At 62.5% G+C, this 22,478-nt stretch carries 19 protein-coding genes; all 19 read left to right on the top strand.

Annotated elements, in window-relative coordinates; translation table 11 throughout:
* Window positions 1-70: 70 nt before the first annotated feature.
* Complete coding sequence (locus EL255_RS18900; protein WP_042653322.1) at window positions 71-367, top strand: hypothetical protein; 297 nt, start codon at window positions 71-73, stop codon at window positions 365-367.
* Window positions 368-606: 239 nt separating this feature from the next.
* Complete coding sequence (gene mraZ / locus EL255_RS18895) at window positions 607-1,065, top strand: division/cell wall cluster transcriptional repressor MraZ (RefSeq protein WP_042653231.1); 459 nt, start codon at window positions 607-609, stop codon at window positions 1,063-1,065.
* On the top strand, window positions 1,066-2,004 hold the full coding sequence (gene rsmH, locus EL255_RS18890) for a 16S rRNA (cytosine(1402)-N(4))-methyltransferase RsmH (protein ID WP_042653230.1): 939 nt from the start codon (window positions 1,066-1,068) through the stop codon (window positions 2,002-2,004).
* 3 nt (window positions 2,005-2,007) lie between these two features.
* Window positions 2,008-2,322 (top strand): cell division protein FtsL, encoded by a 315-nt coding sequence (gene ftsL / locus EL255_RS18885; protein ID WP_042653229.1) that lies wholly within the window; start codon window positions 2,008-2,010, stop codon window positions 2,320-2,322.
* Window positions 2,319-4,073 carry a penicillin-binding transpeptidase domain-containing protein gene (locus EL255_RS18880; protein ID WP_042653228.1) on the top strand — a complete coding sequence of 585 codons (1,755 nt, stop codon included), beginning with the start codon at window positions 2,319-2,321 and terminating at the stop codon, window positions 4,071-4,073. Before ftsL ends, EL255_RS18880 begins: the two co-directional genes overlap by 4 nt.
* A gap of 98 nt (window positions 4,074-4,171) precedes the next feature.
* The gene (gene murE / locus EL255_RS18875) at window positions 4,172-5,656 is read left to right on the top strand and encodes a UDP-N-acetylmuramoyl-L-alanyl-D-glutamate--2,6-diaminopimelate ligase (RefSeq protein WP_042653227.1); all 1,485 of its coding nucleotides are present in this window, start codon (window positions 4,172-4,174) and stop codon (window positions 5,654-5,656) included.
* Entirely contained in the window at window positions 5,653-7,008 is a 1,356-nt protein-coding gene (gene murF / locus EL255_RS18870) for a UDP-N-acetylmuramoyl-tripeptide--D-alanyl-D-alanine ligase (RefSeq protein ID WP_042653226.1), read from the top strand. The genes murE and murF overlap by 4 nt, the downstream gene beginning before the upstream one ends.
* Entirely contained in the window at window positions 7,002-8,084 is a 1,083-nt protein-coding gene (gene mraY, locus EL255_RS18865; protein WP_042653225.1) for a phospho-N-acetylmuramoyl-pentapeptide-transferase, read from the top strand. The genes murF and mraY overlap by 7 nt, the downstream gene beginning before the upstream one ends.
* A gap of 3 nt (window positions 8,085-8,087) precedes the next feature.
* On the top strand, window positions 8,088-9,371 hold the full coding sequence (murD, locus tag EL255_RS18860) for a UDP-N-acetylmuramoyl-L-alanine--D-glutamate ligase (protein ID WP_042653224.1): 1,284 nt from the start codon (window positions 8,088-8,090) through the stop codon (window positions 9,369-9,371).
* On the top strand, window positions 9,368-10,552 hold the full coding sequence (gene ftsW / locus EL255_RS18855) for a cell division protein FtsW (RefSeq protein ID WP_042653223.1): 1,185 nt from the start codon (window positions 9,368-9,370) through the stop codon (window positions 10,550-10,552). Before murD ends, ftsW begins: the two co-directional genes overlap by 4 nt.
* Window positions 10,549-11,616, top strand: a complete 1,068-nt coding sequence (gene murG / locus EL255_RS18850; RefSeq protein WP_042653222.1) for an undecaprenyldiphospho-muramoylpentapeptide beta-N-acetylglucosaminyltransferase — start codon at window positions 10,549-10,551, stop codon at window positions 11,614-11,616. The genes ftsW and murG overlap by 4 nt, the downstream gene beginning before the upstream one ends.
* A 9-nt stretch (window positions 11,617-11,625) precedes the next feature.
* Entirely contained in the window at window positions 11,626-13,080 is a 1,455-nt protein-coding gene (murC, locus tag EL255_RS18845) for a UDP-N-acetylmuramate--L-alanine ligase (RefSeq protein ID WP_042653221.1), read from the top strand.
* A gap of 97 nt (window positions 13,081-13,177) precedes the next feature.
* A complete protein-coding gene (locus tag EL255_RS18840; protein ID WP_042653220.1) occupies window positions 13,178-13,930 on the top strand; it encodes a cell division protein FtsQ/DivIB in 753 nt (250 codons plus the stop codon).
* Window positions 13,911-15,170 (top strand): cell division protein FtsA, encoded by a 1,260-nt coding sequence (ftsA, locus tag EL255_RS18835; RefSeq protein ID WP_042653219.1) that lies wholly within the window; start codon window positions 13,911-13,913, stop codon window positions 15,168-15,170. Before EL255_RS18840 ends, ftsA begins: the two co-directional genes overlap by 20 nt.
* A 39-nt stretch (window positions 15,171-15,209) precedes the next feature.
* On the top strand, window positions 15,210-16,361 hold the full coding sequence (gene ftsZ, locus EL255_RS18830) for a cell division protein FtsZ (protein ID WP_042653218.1): 1,152 nt from the start codon (window positions 15,210-15,212) through the stop codon (window positions 16,359-16,361).
* 101 nt (window positions 16,362-16,462) lie between these two features.
* On the top strand, window positions 16,463-17,386 hold the full coding sequence (lpxC, locus tag EL255_RS18825; protein WP_042653217.1) for a UDP-3-O-acyl-N-acetylglucosamine deacetylase: 924 nt from the start codon (window positions 16,463-16,465) through the stop codon (window positions 17,384-17,386).
* Window positions 17,387-17,526: 140 nt separating this feature from the next.
* Entirely contained in the window at window positions 17,527-18,432 is a 906-nt protein-coding gene (locus tag EL255_RS18820) for a M23 family metallopeptidase (protein WP_042653216.1), read from the top strand.
* Window positions 18,433-18,491: 59 nt separating this feature from the next.
* Window positions 18,492-21,212, top strand: coding sequence for a preprotein translocase subunit SecA (secA, locus tag EL255_RS18815; RefSeq protein ID WP_042653215.1), 2,721 nt, complete (start codon window positions 18,492-18,494; stop codon window positions 21,210-21,212).
* 73 nt (window positions 21,213-21,285) lie between these two features.
* Entirely contained in the window at window positions 21,286-22,470 is a 1,185-nt protein-coding gene (locus tag EL255_RS18810) for a tetratricopeptide repeat protein (RefSeq protein WP_042653214.1), read from the top strand.
* The last annotated feature ends 8 nt before the right edge of the window (window positions 22,471-22,478 follow it).

Genomic DNA, 22,478 nt, shown 5'->3' with positions numbered 1-22,478 from the left:
ACATGATGAATCTCAACAGTTTTTGACAGTTTCTGTCGACTGTTCATGTGGTATCCAGGACGTGATGAGCATGATAACACGAGTAAAAAAGACCCCAAAGGCGGGTAGGGCGATCCAGAAGTTTTTGCTTTACCTGATCCTCGTTAATTTTGGTTTGATGTGGCTCTACGTCATGTATGCAGATGAACTGACATTTGGTTCCAACCTTCTGCTGACTTTCCTTCTCATCGTCTATAACCTGCTGCTCTGTCAGCTGGTCTGTTTGCGCGCCCGGCGGGCGGGGGACGGATACATCATTTATCCCGTGGTGGGGGTGTGCATCATCTTGTGCGCCGTCGTGCTGTTTCGTTTCATTATTTCCCCCTGAGCTCGATTATTTACAGGTGGTTCCTGATGAGGGAGATTTATTTTATTCATGAATAACTTGTGGAAAATCAATTCATTTAATCGGTAGTGCCCCGGTGTTGCGTCAATATGTTCCCCATGCCCGCCATCCTCGCTTGAAAAGCCTCCTGCTCGTCCTTAAACTTCATGGTGGAGAAAAGTGGATCAAAGTGGTTTTATCAGGCAGTTTGCCTCCTTAAACTCACCTTCGGGGACTGCAATTTGTTGCGTGGCGCTCACGCCATCAGCCTGGACAGCAAAGGGCGATTGGCGATTCCGACCAAATACCGAGATTGGCTGCGCGATGAAAGCGACGGCCAGCTGGTCTGCACCATCGACATTGCCCACCCTTGTCTGCTGCTTTACCCCCTGAATGAATGGGAAGAGATCGAGCGCAAGCTCAAGACCCTTTCCAGCACCAACCCGGCGGAGCGCCGCCTGCAACGCCTGTTGCTCGGTCACGCGACCGAGTGCGAGCTGGACGGCAATGGCCGCCTGCTGCTCAGCCAGCCGCTGCGCAGCCATGCCGGCTTGGACAAGAAAATTATGCTGGTGGGCCAGCTCAACAAGTTTGAGCTGTGGGATGAAGCCCGCTGGCAGCAACAGATCAATGACGATATCCAGGGCCTGCCCGAGGACGATTGGGCAAGCTCACCACGACTACAGGACTTTTCCTTATAAATGACCCAAGCCGCTGAACACATCACAGTGCTGTTGCACGAAGCCGTCGAAGGGCTGGCCATCAAGCCGGACGGCATCTACGTCGACGGTACCTTTGGCCGGGGTGGTCACTCTCGTCTCATTCTCCAGCAGCTCGGCCCGAACGGCCGTCTGATCGCCATCGACCGGGATCCCCAGGCGATCGCCGAGGCCGCCAAGATCCAGGATCCCCGCTTCGAAATCGTGCACGGTCCCTTCTCCGGCATCACCACCTATCTGGTCGAGCGCGGCCTGCTGGGCAAGGTCGACGGCTTCCTGCTGGATCTCGGTGTCTCTTCCCCCCAGCTTGACGATGCCGAGCGCGGCTTCAGCTTCATGAAGGACGGCCCGCTCGACATGCGGATGGACCCGACCAGCGGCCAGAGCGCCGCGCAGTGGCTGGCCAGGGCCGATGTGGACGACATCGCCTGGGTCTTGAAGACCTTCGGCGAGGAGCGCTTCGCCAAGAAGATTGCCCGTGCCATTGTCCACGATCGAGTCACCGAGCCCTATGTGCGCACCCGCCAGCTGGCGGAGATGATCGCCCGGGTCAACCCGAGCAAGGAGAAGGGCAAGCACGCCGCCACCCGCAGCTTCCAGGCCATCCGCATCTATATCAACAGCGAGCTGGACGAGATCGAGACCGCACTGGACGGCGCGCTGCAGGCACTGGCTCCCGAGGGGCGCCTCTCCGTCATCAGCTTCCATTCGCTGGAGGACCGGCTGGTCAAACACTTCATCCGCAAGCATGAGAAGGGACCCGAGGTGCCGCGTGGCATCCCGCTGACCGAGGCGCAGCTGGCCGGTGGCCGTAAATTGAAAGCGATCGGCAAGGCGCTCAAGCCTTCTGAGCACGAAGTCACCGAAAATACCCGATCCCGCAGCTCAGTGCTGCGGGTCGCCCAGCGGCTGGCGGACTGAGTCATGAGCGAGGTGCGTGTCCATCTGGCCAAGGAGATCATCGGCGATCTCTGGCGGCACAAGCTGCAGATCGTGCTATCCGTTGCCGTGCTGCTCACCGCCTTTGCGGTGATCCTAGTGACCAACATGACCCGCGGCCTGACCGCCCAGCAAAATGACCTGATGGCGGAAGAGGATAGGCTCAACATCGAGTGGCGACACCTGCTGCTGGAGCAGGGCACCCTGGCCGAACACTCCCGGGTGGCGAGTCTGGCCATGGACAAATTGCAGATGGCTCGCCCGCTGGTGACCACCGAGAAGGTAATAACACAACCATGAAACGCAAGGCCGCCACCAAGGCCCCACCCAAGGCCAAAGCCCCGTCACTCTATCCGTGGCGCTTTCGCACGCTGGTGTTCTTCATCGGCATCGCGTTTGCCGGCTTGATCCTGCGGCTGGCCTGGATCCAGGTGATCGACCCGGACCGCCTGCGTCAGGAGGGGGACATGCGCTCGCTGCGTACCACCTCCACCCAGGCGGTGCGTGGCATGATCACCGATCGCAACGGCGAACAGCTGGCGGTGTCGGTGCCCGTCGAGGCGGTCTGGGCCGATCCCAAGACGGTGCACGAGTCCGGTGCCATCCATAACGAGCGCGCCTGGCTGGCGCTCTCCGCCGTGCTCAAGCTCGACATCAACACCCTCAAGCACCGCATCTCCAACCCGAGCAAGCGCTTCGTCTACCTGCAGCGGCAGGTGACGCCGGCGGTGGCGGAATACATCAAGGGTCTCAAGCTGGGGGGCATCTATCTGCGGCCCGAGGCTCGTCGCTTCTATCCGACCGGCGAGATCAGTTCCCACCTGGTGGGGGTGACCAACATAGATGGCAGCGGCATCGAGGGGATCGAGCGCAGCTACAACGAGTGGCTGACCGCGACCCCGGGCGAGATGCGGGTGCGCAAGGATCGCCAGGGCCGGGTCATCGAGCGGCTCGGGCTGGTCAAGGAGGGCAAGAACTCCAACGATCTGCAGCTGAGCATCGATCAGCGGGTGCAGGCACTGGCCTATCGCGCGCTCAAGCGCGCCACCGACGAGAACAAGGCCACCTCCGGCTCCATGGTGATGCTGGACGTGAAGACCGGCGAGGTGCTCGCCATGGTCAATACCCCCTCCTACAACCCGAACAACCGTGGCCAGTACCAGAGCTTCCGGGTGCGCAACCGGGTGGTGACCGATACCTATGAGCCGGGTTCGACCATCAAACCATTGATCTTGTTGAGTGCACTCCAGGCGGGTGTCACCAGCTGGAAGGACACCATCCAGGGCGGCCCCCTGTTCATCGGCGCCAAGCAGATCCGCGATGTGAGCATTCACAAGGCGACCAATCTGTACGACATCCTGCGCTACTCCTCCAACATCGGCATGTCGCGCATCGCGCTGCGGATGCCCGCCCAGGAGATGATCAACACCCTCAGCATGGTCGGCTTCGGCATGGACACCGGCAGCGGCCTGATGGGCGAGAGCAGCGGCATGCTGCCCCAGCGTCGCCGCTGGTCCGATATCGAGCGGGCGACCCTGTCATTCGGCTATGGCCTGCGGGTCACCCCGCTGCAGCTGGCCTCCGCCTATGCCACCCTGGCCAACAAGGGCAAGCGGGTGCCCCTCTCCATCATCAAGGTGACCCAGCCGCCCAAGGGTGAGCAGGTCATCGACCACAACAACGCCACCGCCATGCTGCAGGCGCTGGAATACGTGGTCAGCAACGCCATCCCTAAGGCGCAGATCCCGGGTTACCGGGTCGGCGGCAAGAGTGGTACCGCCAAGGTCGCCGTCGCCGGGGGCTATGGCAAGGACTACATGGCCTGGTTCGCCGGCTTCGCTCCGGCCAGCAACCCCCGCTTCGTCATGGTGGTGGTGATCAACGAGCCCAAGGGCAGCGCCTACTACGGCGGTGCCGTCGCGACCCCGCCCTTTGCCGAGGCCATGGGCGGCGTGCTGCAGCTCTTCAACATTCGCCCCGATGGGCTAGCGCCTGCCGTGCCCGCCAAACTCGCCCGTGTGGAGGCTCCCAATGCCGCGCCACGCACCTGATTGGCAACAATCTCCCGCCCGCGACCCAAGTCGCGGGCCTTTTCCCCTGTCGTCGCGCCGTTCGGGCGCCTGTATTCCTGCCCAGTTGGAGGCTTCTCATGTTGTCCCGCGCGCTTGATCAACTGCTGCGCCCCCTCGGCATCTCTGCCCCGGCGCTCCCCCTCACCGACCTCCAGCTGGACAGCCGGCGGGTCGGGCCCGGTTGCCTCTTCGTGGCCATTCGAGGCCACCAGATGGATGGCAGACGCTTCATCGAACAGGCGGTGGCTCAGGGAGCGACCGCCGTCCTGTTTGAGGAGGATGGAGAATTTGTGGCGCCAACCCTGGCGGTGCCCTGTTTCGGGATCCCCCATTTGCCCGCTCGTCTCTCCGGCCTGGCCGGCGATTTCTACGGCCAACCCGCCAGCCAGCTGCAACTGGTGGGCATCACCGGCACCAATGGCAAGAGCACCACGGCGCTGCTGGTGGCGAACTGGCGCACCCTGCTGGGGGGCAAGGCCGGGGTGATGGGCACGGTCGGCAACGGTCTGTTCGGTGAGCTGGTGGAAGCGGAAAACACCACCGGCAGCGCCCTGCAGGTGCAGGCGAATCTGGCGGCCCTGCAACGGCAGGGGGCGGATTTGGTGGCGATGGAGGTCTCCAGCCACGGTCTGGTGCAGCATCGGGTGGCGGCGCTGCCCTTCGCGGCGACCGTGTTTACCAACCTGAGCCGGGATCATCTGGACTATCACGGCACCATGGAGGCTTATGGCGCCGCCAAGGAAGAGCTGCTCAAGCTGGTCGAGGAAGCCAATGCGGTCATCAATGCCGACGACGAGGTGGGGCAGGCATGGCTGGCACGTTATCCCGAGGCCGTGGCGTTCGGGGTGAATGGCCCGATTGAAAACCATCCTGGGCGACAGTTAACGGCGCAGGATCCCCATTTTCACCAACAAGGTTTTCACACCAGGATTAACTCCAGCTGGGGGAATGGTGTATTATCCGCCCCCTTGCTCGGCCGCTTCAACGTCAGCAATGTGCTGGCGGCGATGGGTGCCATGCTGGTGCTCGGTTACGACTTCGATGCGCTGCTGGCCAGCGCGCCGCAATTGCAGCCGGTGACCGGCCGCATGGAGTGCTTCGGGGGCGGCAAGGCGCCGCTCGCCGTGGTCGATTATGCCCATACCCCGGATGCGCTGGAGAAAGCGTTGCAGGCCCTGCGGGTGCACTGCGAGGGCCAACTCTGGTGTCTGGTGGGCTGTGGTGGCGACCGGGATCGCGGCAAGCGTCCCATGATGGCCGCCATGGCGGAGCTGCATGCGGATCGCGTGATCCTGACCGACGACAATCCCCGTACCGAGGAGCCGGCCCAGATCATGGCGGACATGGTGGCGGGTCTTCGCGATCCCGACTCGGTGCAGATCGAGCACGACAGGGTCAAGGCGATCAATCTGGCCATCGGTCAGGCGAGCACACAGGACATCATCCTGGTGGCCGGTAAGGGTCACGAGGATTATCAGATCATTGGAACCGACAAGCGGCACTACAGCGACCGGGAAACCGTCGCGGCCGCCTTGCACACATTATTGGAGTCATTCACATGATGACCCTCAGGCTTGCCGACCTGGCGCAGGTGCTCGATGCCCGTCTGATTGGTGACGACGCGGCGATCACGGCGGTCAGTACCGACACCCGTACCCTGGGTGCGGGCGCACTCTTTGTTGCGCTGCGCGGCGAGCGTTTCGATGCCCACGACTTCTGCGATCAGGCCGTCGCCGCCGGGGCCTCGGCCCTGCTGGTGGAGCGCGAGCTGCCGCTGGCCATTCCCCAGCTGATCGTCGCCGACAGCCTCAAGGGGCTGGGGCGGCTCGGCAAGCTGGTGCGCGAGCGCCTCAACCCCAAGGTGCTGGCGATCACCGGCAGCTGTGGCAAGACCACGGTCAAGGAGATGGCGACCGCCATCCTGCGCCACGAAGGGGAGGTGCTGGCCACCGCCGGCAACTTCAACAACGAAGTGGGGGTGCCGCTCACCCTGCTGCGCCTCGAGCCGCAACACAGATTTGCGGTGCTGGAGCTGGGGGCGAATCATCCTGGCGAGATCGCCTGGACCACCTCCTTGGTCAAACCCGATGCCGCCATCATCAACAACGTGGCGGCCGCGCATCTGGAGGGATTCGGTTCCCTCGAGGGCGTCTTCCACGCCAAGAGCGAGATCTTCGCCGGCCTGGGCGAGCAGGGGACGGCTATCGTCAACGCCGACAACGAGTTCTGGCCAAAGTGGCAGGAGAAGGGCATTCACTGCGCCTTCTCCATCGAGGATCGAAGCCAGCCATTCCATGCCCGCGACATTCGTTTCAATGCGTCAGGCTGCGCCGAGTGCGTGCTGGTGACCCCGCAGGGGGAAGTGAGCCTGACCCTGGCCATTCCCGGCCGTCACAACGTGGCCAACGCCCTGGCCGCCACCGCCGGTTGCTTGGCGCTGGGTGCCTCGCTCGCTTCCGTCAAGGCGGGACTGGAGCAGATGGCGCCGGTCAAGGGCCGCTTCTGCGTGCAGCGCTGGGGTGGTCTCACCCTGGTGGATGACACCTACAACGCCAGCGTGGAGTCCGTGCTGGCAGGCATCGATGCCCTGACCGCCATGGGCGGCTACAAGGTGCTGGTATTCGGTGACATGAAGGAGTTGGGTGAGGAGTCTGCCGAGCAACACGCCCGGGTCGGACGCCACGCCCGCGAGCGCGGTCTTGACGCCGTGCTGACAGTAGGGGAACAGAGTCGCCACACCGCAGATGCCGCGGCTGGCCGACATTTCGATAACAAGGCGTCGTTGTTTGAAGTGCTTGCGCAAATGATAAATACACATCAAGAAATTTCGATTCTGGTCAAGGGGGCCCGCGGCTCCCGCATGGAAGATATCGTCAAGATGGTCGCTGACCGTCAGGAGTCAGCCACATGCTAGTCTGGCTGGCGGAACTGCTCACCCCGCACTTCACCTTCTTCAACGTCTTCTCCTACCTGACGTTTCGCGCCATCCTGTCGATCATCACCGGTCTGGCGGTGGCGCTCTGGATGGGGCCTCGCCTCATCCGCCGCCTGCAGATCATGAAGTTCGGCCAGGTGATCCGCAACGACGGTCCTGAGTCTCACCTCAGCAAGAAAGGCACCCCGACCATGGGCGGCCTGATGATCATCGCCGCCATCTTCACCTCGGTGCTGCTCTGGAGCCGCCTCGACAACCCCTATGTCTGGCTGGTGCTGTTCGTGCTCGGCGCCTACGGTGCCATCGGCTTCGCCGACGACTACCTCAAGGTGGTGCGCAAGAATACCGACGGTCTGATCGCCCGCTGGAAGTACTTCTGGCAGTCGGCGGTCGCGCTGGGGGTGGCGGTGTTCCTCTACGCCACGGCCACCCATGATGGCCAGACCCAGCTGGTGGTGCCCTTCCTCAAGGATGTGATGCCGCAGCTCGGCCTGATGTTCATCGTGCTGACCTACTTCGTCATCGTCGGTACCTCCAACGCGGTCAACCTGACCGACGGCCTGGATGGTCTGGCCATCATGCCGACCGTGATGGTGGCGGGGGGCTTCGCCCTGATCGCCTGGGCGACCGGCAACGTCAACTTCGCCAACTACCTGCACATCCCCTACGTACCCTATACCTCCGAGCTGGTGATCGTCTGTACCGCCATCGTCGGCGCGGGTCTTGGCTTCCTCTGGTTCAACACCTACCCGGCCCAGGTCTTCATGGGCGACGTCGGCTCGCTGGCGTTGGGCGGTGCCCTCGGCACCATAGCCGTGCTGGTGCGTCAGGAGTTCCTGCTGGTGATCATGGGTGGCGTCTTCGTGATGGAGACCGTCTCGGTGATCCTGCAGGTGGGTTCCTACAAGCTGCGCGGCGTGCGGATCTTCCGCATGGCCCCGATCCATCACCATTATGAGAAGAAGGGTTGGCCGGAGCCGCGTGTGATAGTGCGCTTCTGGATCATCACCCTCATGCTGGTGTTGCTCGGCCTCGCCACCCTGAAGGTGAGGTAAGCCATGGTCATCATCATCGGACTCGGTAAAACCGGACTCTCCTGCGTCGACTACTTCCTGAGCCGCGGCGTGACGCCGCTGGTGATGGATACGCGAGCCAATCCGCCAGGCCGGGAACAACTGCCGGCCGGGGTGGAACTCGTCCAGGGGTTGGACGCCGATCGGCTCAAGCTGGCCCACATGATAGTGGCGAGCCCGGGCATCGCCCTGGCCACCCCCGAGCTGCAGGCCGCGGCCGAGTTCGGGGTGCGCATCATCGGCGACATCGAGCTGTTCGTGCGCGAGACCCAGGTGCCGGTCATCGCCATCACCGGCTCCAACGGCAAGAGCACAGTGACCACCCTGGTCGGTGAGATGATCGCCGAGGCGGGCCTCAAGGTCGGGGTCGGTGGCAACATCGGCACCCCGGCGCTGGAGCTGCTCAAGCAGCCCATGGATCTCTGCGTGCTGGAGCTCTCCAGCTTCCAGCTGGAGACCACCCACAGCCTGCGTGCCGCCGCCTCGGTGGTGCTAAACCTCAGTGAAGATCATATGGATCGCTACGCCGGCATGGCCGACTATCGCGCCGCCAAGCAGGAGATCCATCAGCATTCCCAACACATACTGATCAACCGTGACGATGCCCAGACTCTGCCCGACGTGGGTCAGGTGTGGCAGAGCTTCGGCCTGGATTGCAACGGCTACGGCCGCTGCCTGCTGGACGGCCGCCACTGGTTGACCCTGCACGGGGAGCCGCTGCTGGCCGTCGACGAGATGAAGATCGTCGGTGCCCACAACCAGGCCAATGCCCTGGCGGCCATGGCCCTGTGCGATGCGGTCGGCATCCCCCGTGAGCCACAGCTGCGGGTGCTGCGCCGCTTCGAGGGCCTGCCCCACCGTGCCCGCTTCGTGCGGGAGGTAAACGGGGTGCGCTGGATCAACGACTCCAAGGCCACCAACGTGGGGGCGACCCTGGCGGCCGTGGCCGGCGTGCGCGAATCGGTCAAGGGCCGGCTGCTGCTGCTGGCCGGTGGCCAGGGCAAGGGCCAGGACTTTGGCCCGGTGCAGGCGCTGCTCGGCAACCAGATCGATCACCTGTACTGCTTCGGCCAGGACGCCGAGGTGCTGCTCGCCCTGGGTGAGCAGACCGAACGGGTCGCCGATCTCGCTGCCGCCGTCGCCAAGGCCGCCGCCGACGCCAGACCCGGCGACTGGGTGCTGCTGGCGCCGGCCTGCGCCAGCCTGGATCAGTTCAAATCCTTCGAAGCCCGTGGCGATCGCTTCACCGAACTGGTGCTGGCCCTATGAATGCCCTGCGCACCATCGCAGCTCTGCTGCAACGCTGGTTGTTACCGGCGCGCCCCGCCGGTCTCTACGATCGGCAGCTGGTGGTGCTGGCGCTGGCGCTGATGTCGGTGGGCCTGGTGATAGTGGCGTCGGCCTCCATTCCGGAGGGGATCGCCATCAACAACGACCCCTTCATGTTCGTGAAGCGTCACGGCCTGTTCCTGGTGATGGCGCTCGGCATCTCCTGGTTCGTGCTGCAGGTGCCGATGGCGCGCTGGCAGCAATACAACAGCCCTATGCTGTTGCTTGCCATCCTGATGTTGGTGCTGGTGCTGCTGGTGGGCCGCAGCGTCAACGGTTCTATCCGCTGGCTGCCGCTCGGCCCCTTCAACCTGCAGCCTGCGGAATTTGGCAAGCTGGCGCTGTTTGTCTACTTGGCGGGCTATCTGGTGCGCCGCCAGAACGAGGTGCGTGAGCGCTTCATCGGCTTCATGAAGCCCATGGCGGTGCTGTTCGTGGTGGCCATCTTGCTGCTGGCCCAGCCGGATCTGGGCTCGGTGGTGGTGATGTTCGTGACCTCCCTTGGCATGTTGTTCCTGGCAGGGGCGCGGCTAGTGCAGTTCATCGGCCTCATCCTGGTCGGGGTGAGCGCCGTGGTGACCCTGATCATCGCCGAGCCCTACCGGATGCGGCGAGTGACCTCCTTCCTCGACCCTTGGGCCGACCCGTTCGGCAGCGGTTATCAGCTGACCCAGTCGCTGATGGCATTCGGTCGTGGCAGCTGGTTTGGCGAGGGGCTAGGCAACTCCATCCAGAAGATGGAATACCTGCCGGAGGCGCACACCGACTTCGTGTTCGCCATCCTGGGGGAGGAGCTGGGGTATGTGGGCGTGCTGGGCGCGCTTCTCCTCATCTTTGCACTTGCGTACAAGGCATTGCGACTCGGCCATCAGGCGCTGGTGGCCGAGAAGTTGTATGAGGGCTATCTGGCCATCGGCATCGGCATCTGGTTCAGCTTCCAGACCTTCGTCAACGTCGGCGCGGCCAGCGGCATGATGCCGACCAAGGGCCTGACCCTGCCCCTGGTCAGTTACGGTGGTTCCAGTCTCATCATCATGATGGTGGCGGTGAGCATGTTGATTCGTATCGATTTCGAGTTGCGCCAGGCCAGTGCCCAGGCGCGCGTGCGGGAGGTTTCGTGAGCAAGACGCTACTGGTGATGGCAGGCGGTACCGGGGGTCATGTGTTCCCCGGGCTGGCAGTGGCCGATCGCCTCAAGGCCCAGGGCTGGACCATTCATTGGCTCGGTACCGCCGACCGGATGGAGGCCGAGCTGGTGCCCGCCCACGGTTATCCCATCTCCTTCATCGACATCCAGGGGGTGCGTGGCAACGGCATCAAGCGACTGCTGGCCGCGCCCTACCGCATCGTGAAATCCGTGCTGCAGGCCCGCAAGGTGCTCAAGACCATTCGCCCGGACGTGGTGCTCGGCATGGGGGGCTTCGCCTCCGGCCCCGGTGGCGTCGCGGCCTGGCTGTCCGGCATTCCCCTGCTGCTGCATGAGCAGAATGCGGCGGCCGGCATGACCAACAAGCTGCTGGCGCGCCTCGCCAAGCGGGTGCTGATGGCCTTCCCCGGCGCCTTCGCGCCGAGCCGTCGCACCGCCGTGGTCGGCAACCCGGTACGCCCGGAAGTGGTGGCCCTGCCGGATCCGCAGCTGCGCAGCAGTGCCGAGCCGCTGCGCCTGCTGATCGTCGGCGGCAGCCTGGGTGCCAAGGTGCTCAACGAGCAGGTGCCCCCTGCCGTGGCCGCCGCCGGTGTGCCCATCCAGGTGCGCCACCAGTGCGGCAAGGGCAATAGCGACGCCGTGGCGGAGGCTTACGCCAGGCTGGGGGCCGATGCCGAGGTGAGTGAATTTATCAAGGACATGGCCGACGCCTATGCCTGGGCCGATCTGGTGGTGTGCCGCGCGGGGGCCCTGACGGTCTCCGAGGTGGCTGCCGCCGGTGTCGCCGCCATCTTCGTGCCGCTGCCCCACGCGGTGGACGATCATCAGACCCGCAACGCCCTGACCCTGGTCGACGGCGGTGCGGCCGAATTCCTGCCCCAATCCGAGCTGACCACGGCCTCTCTGGCCGCGCGTCTCTCCTGGCTCGCCGGGCGCAGGGAAACCCTATTGAACATGGCCCAAGCCGCCCGTCGCGTCGCTATTACCGATGCCGCCGAGCGGGTTGCCGATGAATGCAAACGGCTTGCGGCAGACTGAGAGAGAACTATGACCAAGGTTGAACTGGCAAAACTGCGTACCGTGATCCCCGAAATGCGCCGCGTGCGCCGCATTCACTTTATCGGCATCGGTGGCGCCGGTATGGGCGGGATCGCCGAGGTGCTTGCCAACGAGGGGTATCAGATCTCCGGCTCCGATCTGTCGCGCAATGCGGTGACCGAACGGCTGGCTTCGCTTGGTGCCCACATCTTCGTAGGCCACAGCGCCGAGCATGTGAACGAGGCGAGCGTGGTGGTGGTGTCGACCGCCATCAAGCAGGACAACCCCGAGCTGCTGGCCGCCCGTGAGTTGCGCATCCCAGTGGTGCGCCGTGCCGAGATGCTGGCCGAGCTGATGCGCTTCCGTCACGGCGTCGCCGTCGCCGGCACCCATGGCAAGACCACCACCACCAGTCTGGTGGCGAGCATCTATGCCGAGGCCGACCGGGATCCCACCTTCGTCATCGGCGGCCTGCTCAACAGCGCCGGTACCAATGCACGCCTGGGCAGCAGCCGTTACCTGATCGCCGAAGCGGACGAGAGCGATGCCTCCTTCCTGCATCTGCAGCCCATGGTATCCATAGTGACCAACATCGAAGCGGATCACATGGACACCTACGGCGGCGACTTCTCCAAGCTGAAGTCCACCTTCATCGACTTCCTGCACAACCTGCCGTTCTACGGATTGGCCGTGGTGTGCGTGGATGATCCCGTGATCCGTGGCCTGCTGCCGGAGATCGGCCGTCCTACCATCACCTACGGTCTGTCCGCTGATGCCGACGTGCAGGTGCTGGACTTCGTGCAGACCAGCAATCGCAGCCGCTTCCGGGTGCGTCGCGCTGGTGCCGGTGAGCTGCAGGTGACCCTCAATCTGCCGGGGGTGCACAACGCGCTCAACGCCGCCGCCGCCATCGCGGTCGCAACCGAAGACGGGATCGGCGACGAGGCCATCATCCTGGCGCTTTCCAAGTTCGAGGGGGTGGGTCGCCGCTTCCAGCAATATGGCGAGTTCGAGACCGGTCGTGGCAAGGCCATGCTGGTAGATGACTACGGTCACCACCCGAGCGAGGTGAAGGTGACCATCAATGCCGCCCGCGCCGGCTGGCCCGAGAAGCGCCTGGTCATGGTGTTCCAGCCACACCGTTACAGCCGGACCCGGGATCTCTATGAAGATTTTGCCGACGTGCTCTCCAAGGTGGACGTGTTGGTGATGCTGGAGGTGTATGCCGCCGGTGAGGAGCCGATCCCGGGGGCCGACGGCCGCGCCCTCTGTCGCACCATCCGCTCCCGCGGCAGTCTGGAACCCATCTTTGTCGCAACGCCGGACGATGTGCCTGCGGTGCTGGCGGAGCTGATCGGTGAAGGGGATCTGGTGCTGACTCAGGGCGCGGGGAACGTCGGTGCCCTGGCGCGTCGCCTCGGTGAGATGAAATTGAGCGTGGATAGCATGAAATCCGGTGCCTGAGGGCCCAATGAGTATTTTGACCGCCAAGCCGGGGCCTATATAATGGCGGACCGGTCTGCAAGTGGCCGGCATGGCGCGTTAAACGGGGATTGAGCGGGTGGAGGCAAGGGCACAAGGGCGCACCAAGGGGGGCTTCATCGCCGGGGTGGCATTTTTCATCCTGGTCATGTGGGGGCTCTACCAGACTGCGCTGGATGTTAAAGACTGGCTGACGGATGCCAGTCGGTTGCCCATGAGCGAGCTGTTGCTGCAGGGGCAACACGAATATTTGAAGGCCGATGAGTTGCGCGCCGCCGTGCTGGATGGCGCCGAACTGCGCAACTTCTTCGAGCTGGATGTGAACGAATTGCAGGGGCGTTTGAACGCCCTGCCCTGGGTAGCCCAGGTCTCGGTACGCAAGAAGTGGCCGAACAAGATCAAGGTCTACCTCACCGAACAGGCGGTGGCGGCACGCTGGAATGGCAACCGCTTCGTCAACACCAAGGGTGAGGTATTCAGTGCACCGGACAGGGTGAAAACACCCCTGATGCAGTTGTCCGGGCCCGATGATCAGGCCGCCATGGTGCTGGAGGCCAGTCACCAGTACGAGGCGCAGCTGGCTGCCAAGGGATACAAGTTGTTGGGGGTGAATCTGACCCCTCGCCATGCCTGGGAACTGACCCTGGATGGCAACATTCAGCTGTTTGTGGGGCGCGCGGACATCGCGCTTCGCCTGCAGCGGTTTATCGATGCCTTCCCGGTCATCGAACCCCGTGAGCAAGTGGCTTACGTGGACCTTCGATACGACACCGGAATGGCGGTTGGCTGGAAGAAGAACGAAGAGAAAGTGAATGACCAACACCGCAGATAGGAATTTGATTGTCGGACTGGATATCGGCACGACCAAAGTGGCGGTACTGGTTGGAGAAGTATTGCCGGATGGCGAGCTCAATGTCATCGGCATGGGTAGCCACGCGTCTCGCGGGATGGAGAAGGGCGGGGTCAATGATCTCGACTCCGTGGTCAAGTCCCTGCGCCGGGCGGTGGAAGAGGCCGAGATGATGGCCGACTGCCAGATAAGCTCGGTCTATCTGGGCTTGTCCGGCAAGCACATCGATTGCCGCAACGAGACCGGCATGGTGCCCATCTCCGACGAAGAGGTGACCCAGGAGGACGTGGACAACGTCATCCACACCGCCAAGTCGGTGCGATTGTCCGATGAGCTGCGGGTGCTGCACGTGCTGCCCCAGGAGTTTGCCATCGACTATCAGGAAGGGATCAAGAATCCGGTCGGCCTGTCCGGCGTGCGGATGGCGGCCAAGGTGCACCTGATCACCTGCCACAACGACATGGCTCGCAACATCGAGAAATGCGTTGAGAAGGTCGGTCTGCGGGTGGATCAGCTGATCTTCTCGGCGCTGGCCTCCAGCTATGCCGTGTTGACGGAAGACGAGAAGGAGCTGGGTGTCTGCGTGGTGGACATCGGGGGTGGCACCATGGACATGTCGCTGTTTACCGGCGGTGCCCTGCGCCATACCAAGGTGATCCCCTATGCCGGCAGCACAGTGACCAGCGACATCGCCTACGCCTTCGGCACACCGCCGCTGGACGCAGAAGCGATCAAGGTGCGCTACGGTTGCGCCCTCGGCCGCCTGGTCAGCAAGGAAGACAATATTGAAGTCCCCAGTGTCGGCGGCCGTCCGGCGCGTAGCCTGCAGCGGCAGACACTGGCCGAAGTGATTGAACCCCGTTACACCGAGTTGCTCTCCATGGTGAATGATGAGCTGGTGCGGGTGCAGAGCGAGTTGAAGGCACAGGGGGTCAAGCATCAGCTGGCGGCCGGGGTAGTACTGACCGGTGGCGCGGCCCAGATCGAAGGCATTGTGGAGTGCGCAGAGCAGATCTTCCAGAGCCAGGTCCGGGTGGGCGAACCCATGAACATACGTGGATTGAGTGATTACGTGCAGGCACCGGTGTACTCGACCGCGGTCGGGTTGCTGCAGTACGGCCGAACCCATCAATCCACCGGTACGAGCAAAGAATATGCTGCCAAGGCAAGCGTAGGTGGCCTGGTCAAACGGGTCAGCAACTGGCTGCGTGGCGAGTTCTAAAGATTTTGCTGAGTCAGGCAAATAAAGCGGAGAGACAACATGTTTGAATTTATGGATAGCCACACTGACGAAGCCGTCATCAAGGTGATAGGTGTGGGTGGCGGCGGCGGCAACGCAGTCGAGCACATGGTTCGTCAAAACATCGAGGGTGTTGAGTTCATTACCGTCAACACCGACGCCCAGGCGCTGCGCAACTCCAGTGCCAACACCACTCTGCAGATCGGCGGTGGCATCACCAAGGGTCTGGGTGCCGGAGCCAATCCGGAAGTGGGCCGTGACGCCGCCATGGAAGACAGGGAAGCGCTGCGTGAGCTGCTGACCGGTTCAGACATGGTGTTCATCGCCGCCGGCATGGGTGGTGGTACCGGTACCGGTGCCGCGCCTATCGTGGCCGAAGTGGCGCGCGAGATGGGCATCCTGACTGTTGCCGTCGTGACCAAGCCGTTCTCCTTCGAAGGGAAGAAGCGGATGGGCTTCGCGGCACACGGCATCGAGGAGCTGTCCAAGAACGTCGACTCCCTGATCACCATCCCCAACGACAAGTTGCTGAAGGTGCTGGGTCGCGGTATCTCCCTGCTGGACGCCTTCAAGGCGGCCAACGATGTGCTGCTGGGTGCGGTACAGGGCATCGCCGAGCTGATCACCCGCCCGGGTTTGATCAACGTCGACTTCGCGGACGTGCGTACCGTGATGCGCGAGATGGGTACCGCCATGATGGGGACAGGTTCTGCCTCCGGTGATGACCGTGCCGAAGAAGCCGCCGAGAAGGCCATCTCCAGCCCGCTGTTGGAAGACGTGGATCTGGCCGGTGCCCGTGGCATCCTGGTCAACATCACCGCCGGCATGGACATGACCATCGAAGAGTTCGAAACCGTGGGTAACGCGGTCAAGGCCTTCGCCTCCGAGAACGCCACCGTGGTGGTGGGTACCGTAATCGACCCGGAAATGCACGACGAACTGCGGGTGACCGTGGTCGCGACCGGTATCGGTGCCGAGCGCAAGGCCGACATCACGCTGGTCAAGAACAACATGGTTCAAGAGCGTCCGGCCCGTCAGCCCCTGATCAGCGAAGCACTGCAGTCTCGCGTGATGGAAGAGGCCCCGGCCAAGGTGGTTAACGCCGAGCCGCAAGCTCGTCGCGAACCGGATTATCTGGATATTCCGGCGTTCCTGCGCAAACAAGCTGACTAAGCCTCTGATGGCTCTGGTTTGTTTGTTGCTTAAGGATTGTGCTAAGATGGCCCGGCAACGACCATCTGGTCCGGAATTTGAGCTGTTAAGCGGATACACCCATGATTAGACAAAGAACCTTGAAAACGAGTGTTCAGGCCACCGGTGTGGGCCTGCATTCGGGCCGGAAAGTCACAATGACGTTCCGTCCGGCGCCTGTTAACACAGGGATCGTTTACTTGCGTACCGATCTGAATCCTGTGGTAGCGCTGCCAGCCAACGCCGATCAGGTGCGCGATACCGTGCTTTGTACCGCTCTGGTGAACGAAGCCGGTGTACGCGTTTCTACCATCGAACACCTCTCTGCCGCCCTGGCCGGGATGGGGATCGACAACCTCTATGTGGAGGTTGACGCACCCGAGATCCCGGTGATGGATGGCAGTGCGCACCCGTTCATCTACCTGCTGCAAGAAGTCGGTATCCGTGAACAGAATGCGCCGAAGCAGTTCGTGCGGATCAAGCAGAGCATCCGGGTTGAAGACGGCGACAAGTGGGCGGAATTCCACCCCTATCGCAACGGCTTCAAGATGGATCTCGAGATCGATTTCCAGCATCCGGTGTTTGAAGGCCGCAACCAGCGTTGCGTGCTGGACTTCTCCGGTAGCTCCTTCGTGAAAGAGATCAGTCGTGCCCGTACCTTTGGTTTCATGCGCGACATCGAGTACCTGCGGTCCCAGAACTTGGCATTGGGCGGAAGCCTGGAGAATGCCGTGGTGCTGGATGACTATCGGGTGCTGAACGAAGATGGTTTGCGGTATGAAGACGAGTTCGTCAAGCACAAGATGCTGGATGCGATCGGTGACCTCTATATGTGTAACCGCAGCATCATCGGCGAATTCCGTGCCTACAAGACTGGCCACGCCTTGAACAACAAACTGCTGCGTGCCTTGCTGGCCAAGCAGGAGGCCTGGGAACTGGTGACCTTCGAGGGTGAGGGCGAGAAAGCGCCCATCGCTTACTACGATAACGGTCTGGTTCTGGCCTGATAGCTGTGCAACAGGACGTCGGTCATCTCTCCGCACCGACGTCCTGTCATTTGTTTATTCCATCCTTTAATACCGATTATCTCCCGGTTTTATTGCCCGTGCAGGCTCCTGGCCGCACCTGACCGAGAAGACATATTTCTATGAGCATTACCCTGATCCTCAACGGTAAGCAGCGCCGCAAGTTGCACTTACCCAAACAACGTCTGGCCTGGGTCGGCGGTATCCTCTTCTCCCTGTTGGCACTGGGTGGTGGTTGGCTCTGGCAGAGCTGGCACCAGCAGATGGAGGCGCTGGAAATCGCGCTGGCCAAGGCCGAACAGCAAAAATCCACGCAAGGGGCCGATGAAGCCCGTGAACAGCTTGCCATGCTGGCCGCTCAGGTGGGCACCATGCAGGGGCAACTGGGCCGCCTCAATGCGCTCGGCGAGCGGCTGACCGAAAAGGCCGATCTCGATCCCGACGAGTTCAATTTCAAGGAGCTGCCCCCGATGGGCGGTCCCTCCTATGATGCAGACTTGGAAGTCAGCCTCAACGAGCTGCAAGATTCCATGGCGCACCTCAACCGCCAGCTCAGTAGCCGTGAAGAACAGCTGTCGGTACTTGAATCTTTCATCATGAATCACCATATCACCGATGCCGGTTTCATTGCCGGTTCGCCGGTCAAGCAGGAGCGAGTCTGGATCTCCTCTGGCTTCGGTGGCCGGGTCGATCCGTTCAACGGTCGAGCCAAGATGCACAAGGGCGTGGATTTCCGTGGCAAGCCCGGCACCCCCATCATGGCGACCGGCAAGGGGATCGTCAGCTGGGCGGGCCGCCACCCGGAATTTGGCAACATGGTCGAGATTGACCATGGCAATGGTCTGGTGACCCGCTATGCCCACAACTCCAAGTTGTTGGTGGATGTGGGCACCCTGGTCGATGAGGGCCAGAAGATAGCCCTGATGGGGCGAACCGGTCGCGCGACCGGGGTGCATTTGCATTATGAAGTGTTGAAAGATGGTCGTCAGGTCAACCCCGCACGCTTTCTGAACGCCAGACGGGGTTAGGTTTTTTCTTCAGGTTCCAGTGACGGAACGCTCAAATATAACCAAAACAGTTGGTACCCATGATTAGCACACTGCTCACCAAGATTATCGGCAGCCGGAACGACAGAACGCTCAAGGCTTTGCGCAAAATTGTAAAACAGATCAATGCGATGGAGCCTCAGTTCGAGGCACTGTCCGATCAGGAGCTGCAGGCCAAGACCGCTGAGTACCGTCAGCGTCTTGAGCAGGGTGAGACGCTGGAGCAGCTGTTGCCGGAAGCGTTCGCCACCGTGCGCGAAGCCTCCCGCCGGGTGTTTGGCATGCGCCACTTCGACGTGCAGCTGATCGGCGGCATGGTGCTGAACTCCAACCGCATCGCCGAGATGAAGACCGGTGAAGGTAAGACTCTTACCGCGACTCTGCCGGCTTATCTGAACGCCCTGAGCGGTCGTGGCGTGCACGTGGTGACGGTGAACGACTATCTGGCCAAGCGTGATGCGGAGGCGAACCGCCCGCTGTTCACCTTCCTCGGCATGACGGTCGACTGCAACGTGCCCGGCATGGATGCGTCCCAGAAGCGCGACGCCTACGCCGCCGACGTCACCTATGGTACCAACAACGAATTCGGCTTCGACTACCTGCGCGACAACATGGCGTTCTCGCCGGAGCAGCGCGTGCAGCGTCCGCTCAACTACGCGCTGGTGGATGAGGTGGATTCCGTACTCATCGATGAAGCCCGTACTCCGCTCATCATCTCCGGCCCGGCCGAAGACAGCTCCGAGCTCTACATCCGCGTCAACAAGCTGATCCCGCTGCTGGTCAAGCAGGACAAGGAAGACTCCGAAGAGTATACCGGTGACGGCCACTACACGGTGGATGAGAAGAACCGTCAGGCGCTGCTGACCGAAACCGGCCAGATCTTCGTGGAAGAGCTGCTCAAGAAAGAGGGGCTGCTGGCGGAGGATGACTCCCTGTTCTCAGCCACCAACATCAGCCTGTTGCACCACGTCAACGCCGGCCTGCGCGCTCATACCCTGTTTGAGCGCAACGTCGACTACATAGTGCAGAAGGACGAGATCGTCATCGTCGACGAGCACACCGGTCGTACCATGCCGGGCCGTCGCTGGTCCGATGGTCTGCATCAGGCCGTCGAGGCGAAGGAAGGGGTCAAGATCCAGAACGAGAACCAGACCCTGGCCTCCATCACCTTCCAGAACTACTTCCGTCTGTATGACAAGCTGGCGGGGATGACGGGTACCGCCGACACCGAAGCCTTTGAATTCCAACAGATCTATGGTCTGGATACCGTGGTCATCCCGACCAACCAGCCGATGGTGCGCAAGGACATGGGCGATCTGGTCTACCTGACTGCCCAGGAAAAGTATGCCGCCATCGTCGAAGACATTCGCGGTTGCGTCTCCCGCGGCCAGCCGGTACTGGTGGGGACCGTCTCCATCGAGAACTCCGAGCTGCTGTCCGGCATCCTGAACAAGGAGAACATCCCGCACAAGGTACTGAACGCCAAGTTCCACGCCATGGAAGCGGAGATCGTCGCCCAGGCCGGCCAGATTGGCGCCGTGACCATCGCCACCAACATGGCCGGTCGTGGTACCGACATAGTGCTGGGTGGCAACTGGCAGGCCGAGATCGCCGCGCTGGAGAACCCGACCGACGAGCAGATCCGCGAGATCAAGGCCGCCTGGCAGATCCGCCACGATGAAGTACTGGCCGCCGGCGGCCTGCACATCATCGGCACCGAGCGTCACGAATCCCGCCGTATCGACAACCAGCTGCGCGGCCGTTCCGGTCGTCAGGGTGACCCGGGTTCTTCCCGTTTCTATCTCTCCATGGAAGATACCCTGATGCGGATCTTCGCCTCCGACCGTGTCACCAGCATGATGAAGAAGCTGGGCATGGAAGAGGGCGAGGCCATCGAGCATCCTTGGGTGACCAAGGCCATCGAGAACGCCCAGCGCAAGGTGGAGGGTCGCAACTTCGACATCCGTAAGAACCTGCTCGAATTCGATGACGTGGCCAACGATCAGCGCAAGGTGGTCTATGAGCAGCGCAACGAGTTGCTGGACACCAATGACATCTCCGACACCATCCACGTCATCCGCGACGACGTCTATGGCAGCGTCATCGACGAGTACATCCCGCCCCAGTCCCTGGAAGAGATGTGGGACGTGCCGGGCCTGGAAGCCCGCCTGAAGTCCGACTTCTCGCTGGATCTGCCGCTGCAGCAGTGGCTGGCGGAAGATGACAAGCTGTATGAAGAGAAGCTGCGCGAGCGCATCCTGGAGGAAGCTACCAAGCTCTACGCCCACAAGCAGGAGCTGGTCGGCGTCGAGGTGCTGCGCAACTTCGAGAAGGCGGTGATGCTGCAGACCCTGGATGGCCTCTGGAAGGAGCATCTGGCGGCCATGGATCACCTGCGTCAGGGCATTCATCTGCGTGGCTACGCCCAGAAGAACCCCAAGCAGGAGTACAAGCGCGAATCCTTCGATCTGTTCACCCAGATGCTGGAAACCCTCAAGCGCGACGTGGTCAGCATCCTGAGCCGGGTGCAGGTGCAGGAGCGCGACGTGGAGGCGATGGAAGAGCATCAGCGCCAGCAGGCGGAAGCGGCTCCCCGTACCTACACCCATGCCGCCGCCGAGAACCAGCTGGCCGACGAAGAGGCCCAGCCCGAAGAGGGTCATGTCACCTTCGTGCGTGACGAGCAGAAGGTCGGTCGCAACGATCCTTGCCCCTGCGGTTCCGGCAAGAAATACAAGCACTGCCACGGTCAGTTGACCTGATCCCTTGTTGTGATTCATGCACCGCCTCCGGGCGGTGCATTCATTTCAGGGCCCCCAAGGAAGGAGAGAGAAGATGAGCAAGGCGCCGACAGGGTGGGACGAAGCGGCCCATGCCAGCTGGTTGCAGGAGCGGCGACAGGAGGCCGTCCAGCTGGTGCTGGCACGACTGAACGGGGAGCGCCTCAAGCCCGCTCCCCTGCAGCTGCAGTTTGCCTATTACCTCTTTCTGTCTGGCGATCCGGCCTCGGCCGCACAAGTGCTGGAACTGGCTCATCAGACCGAACCCGGTGACAACGAGGTGCTGCGCAACCTCTGTGTCTGTCTGTCGCGATCCGGCCAATATGAGCGGGCACTGCTGCGACTGACCGAGCTGGCACGGCGTGAGCCGAGGGAATATCTGGCCCAGGATGGCCTTTGTACCTCCCTCGCCAAGCTTGGGCGTCATGCCGAGGCGGCGCAGGCGGGCACCCGTGCACTGATCCTGAAGGATGAGGCATCCGGTCAGCCGGCCGAGGGGTGGGTGCTGCCCGCAGGTGGCCCGGATACCTGGCTGGCCGAGCGCCCCGACCGGCAGAAGGTCATCGCCTTCTCCCTGTGGGGCAGCGAGCGGCGCTATCTGCGCGGTGCGCTCGACAACATGCTGGCGGCGGCCTATCTCTATCCGGGTTGGCGGGTGCGTTTCTATGTGGATGCGAGCGTGCCGGCAGCCTTGCTGGCGTGTCTGCAGGAGCACGGTGCCGAGGTGCTGGTGCAGCCGGCCGGACAGTCTCTGCGTCAGCGCCTGTGCTGGCGCTTCCTGGTGGCCAACGATCCCGGGGTGGGGCGCTTCCTGATCCGCGATGCGGATTCAGTGCTGAACATCCGGGAACGGCTCGCCGTCGATGCCTGGCTTGCATCGGAGCGCTGGTTCCATATCATGCGTGACTGGTGGAGCCATACCGATCTGGTGCTGGCGGGAATGTGGGGCGGGGTGGCCGGCATACTGCCGCCGCTGGCCCCGCTGCTTGCCACCTATCAACCGGGTACCATGGAGACACCGAATGTGGATCAGTGGTTCCTGCGCGACTGCTTGTGGCGCTATCTGCGCCAAAGCTGCTTGGTGCATGATCGTTGCTTCACCCCGCCCGGGGTGAGCCCCTGGCCACAGCCCGCCCCGAGTGGGAATGAGCATGTGGGGCAGGATATCTTTACGGCTCAGGAGGCGCAGCAGGCCAGTCGGCTGGCCCCCTGGATTGCCGCGTTGCCGTGCTTACGTTGAGGACAGAG

It is taken from the genome of Aeromonas encheleia, from assembly GCF_900637545.1.
Lineage (GTDB): Bacteria > Pseudomonadota > Gammaproteobacteria > Enterobacterales > Aeromonadaceae > Aeromonas > Aeromonas encheleia.
Note: the sequence above shows the minus strand (reverse complement) of the source record. Positions and strands in the feature narration are given on the sequence as shown.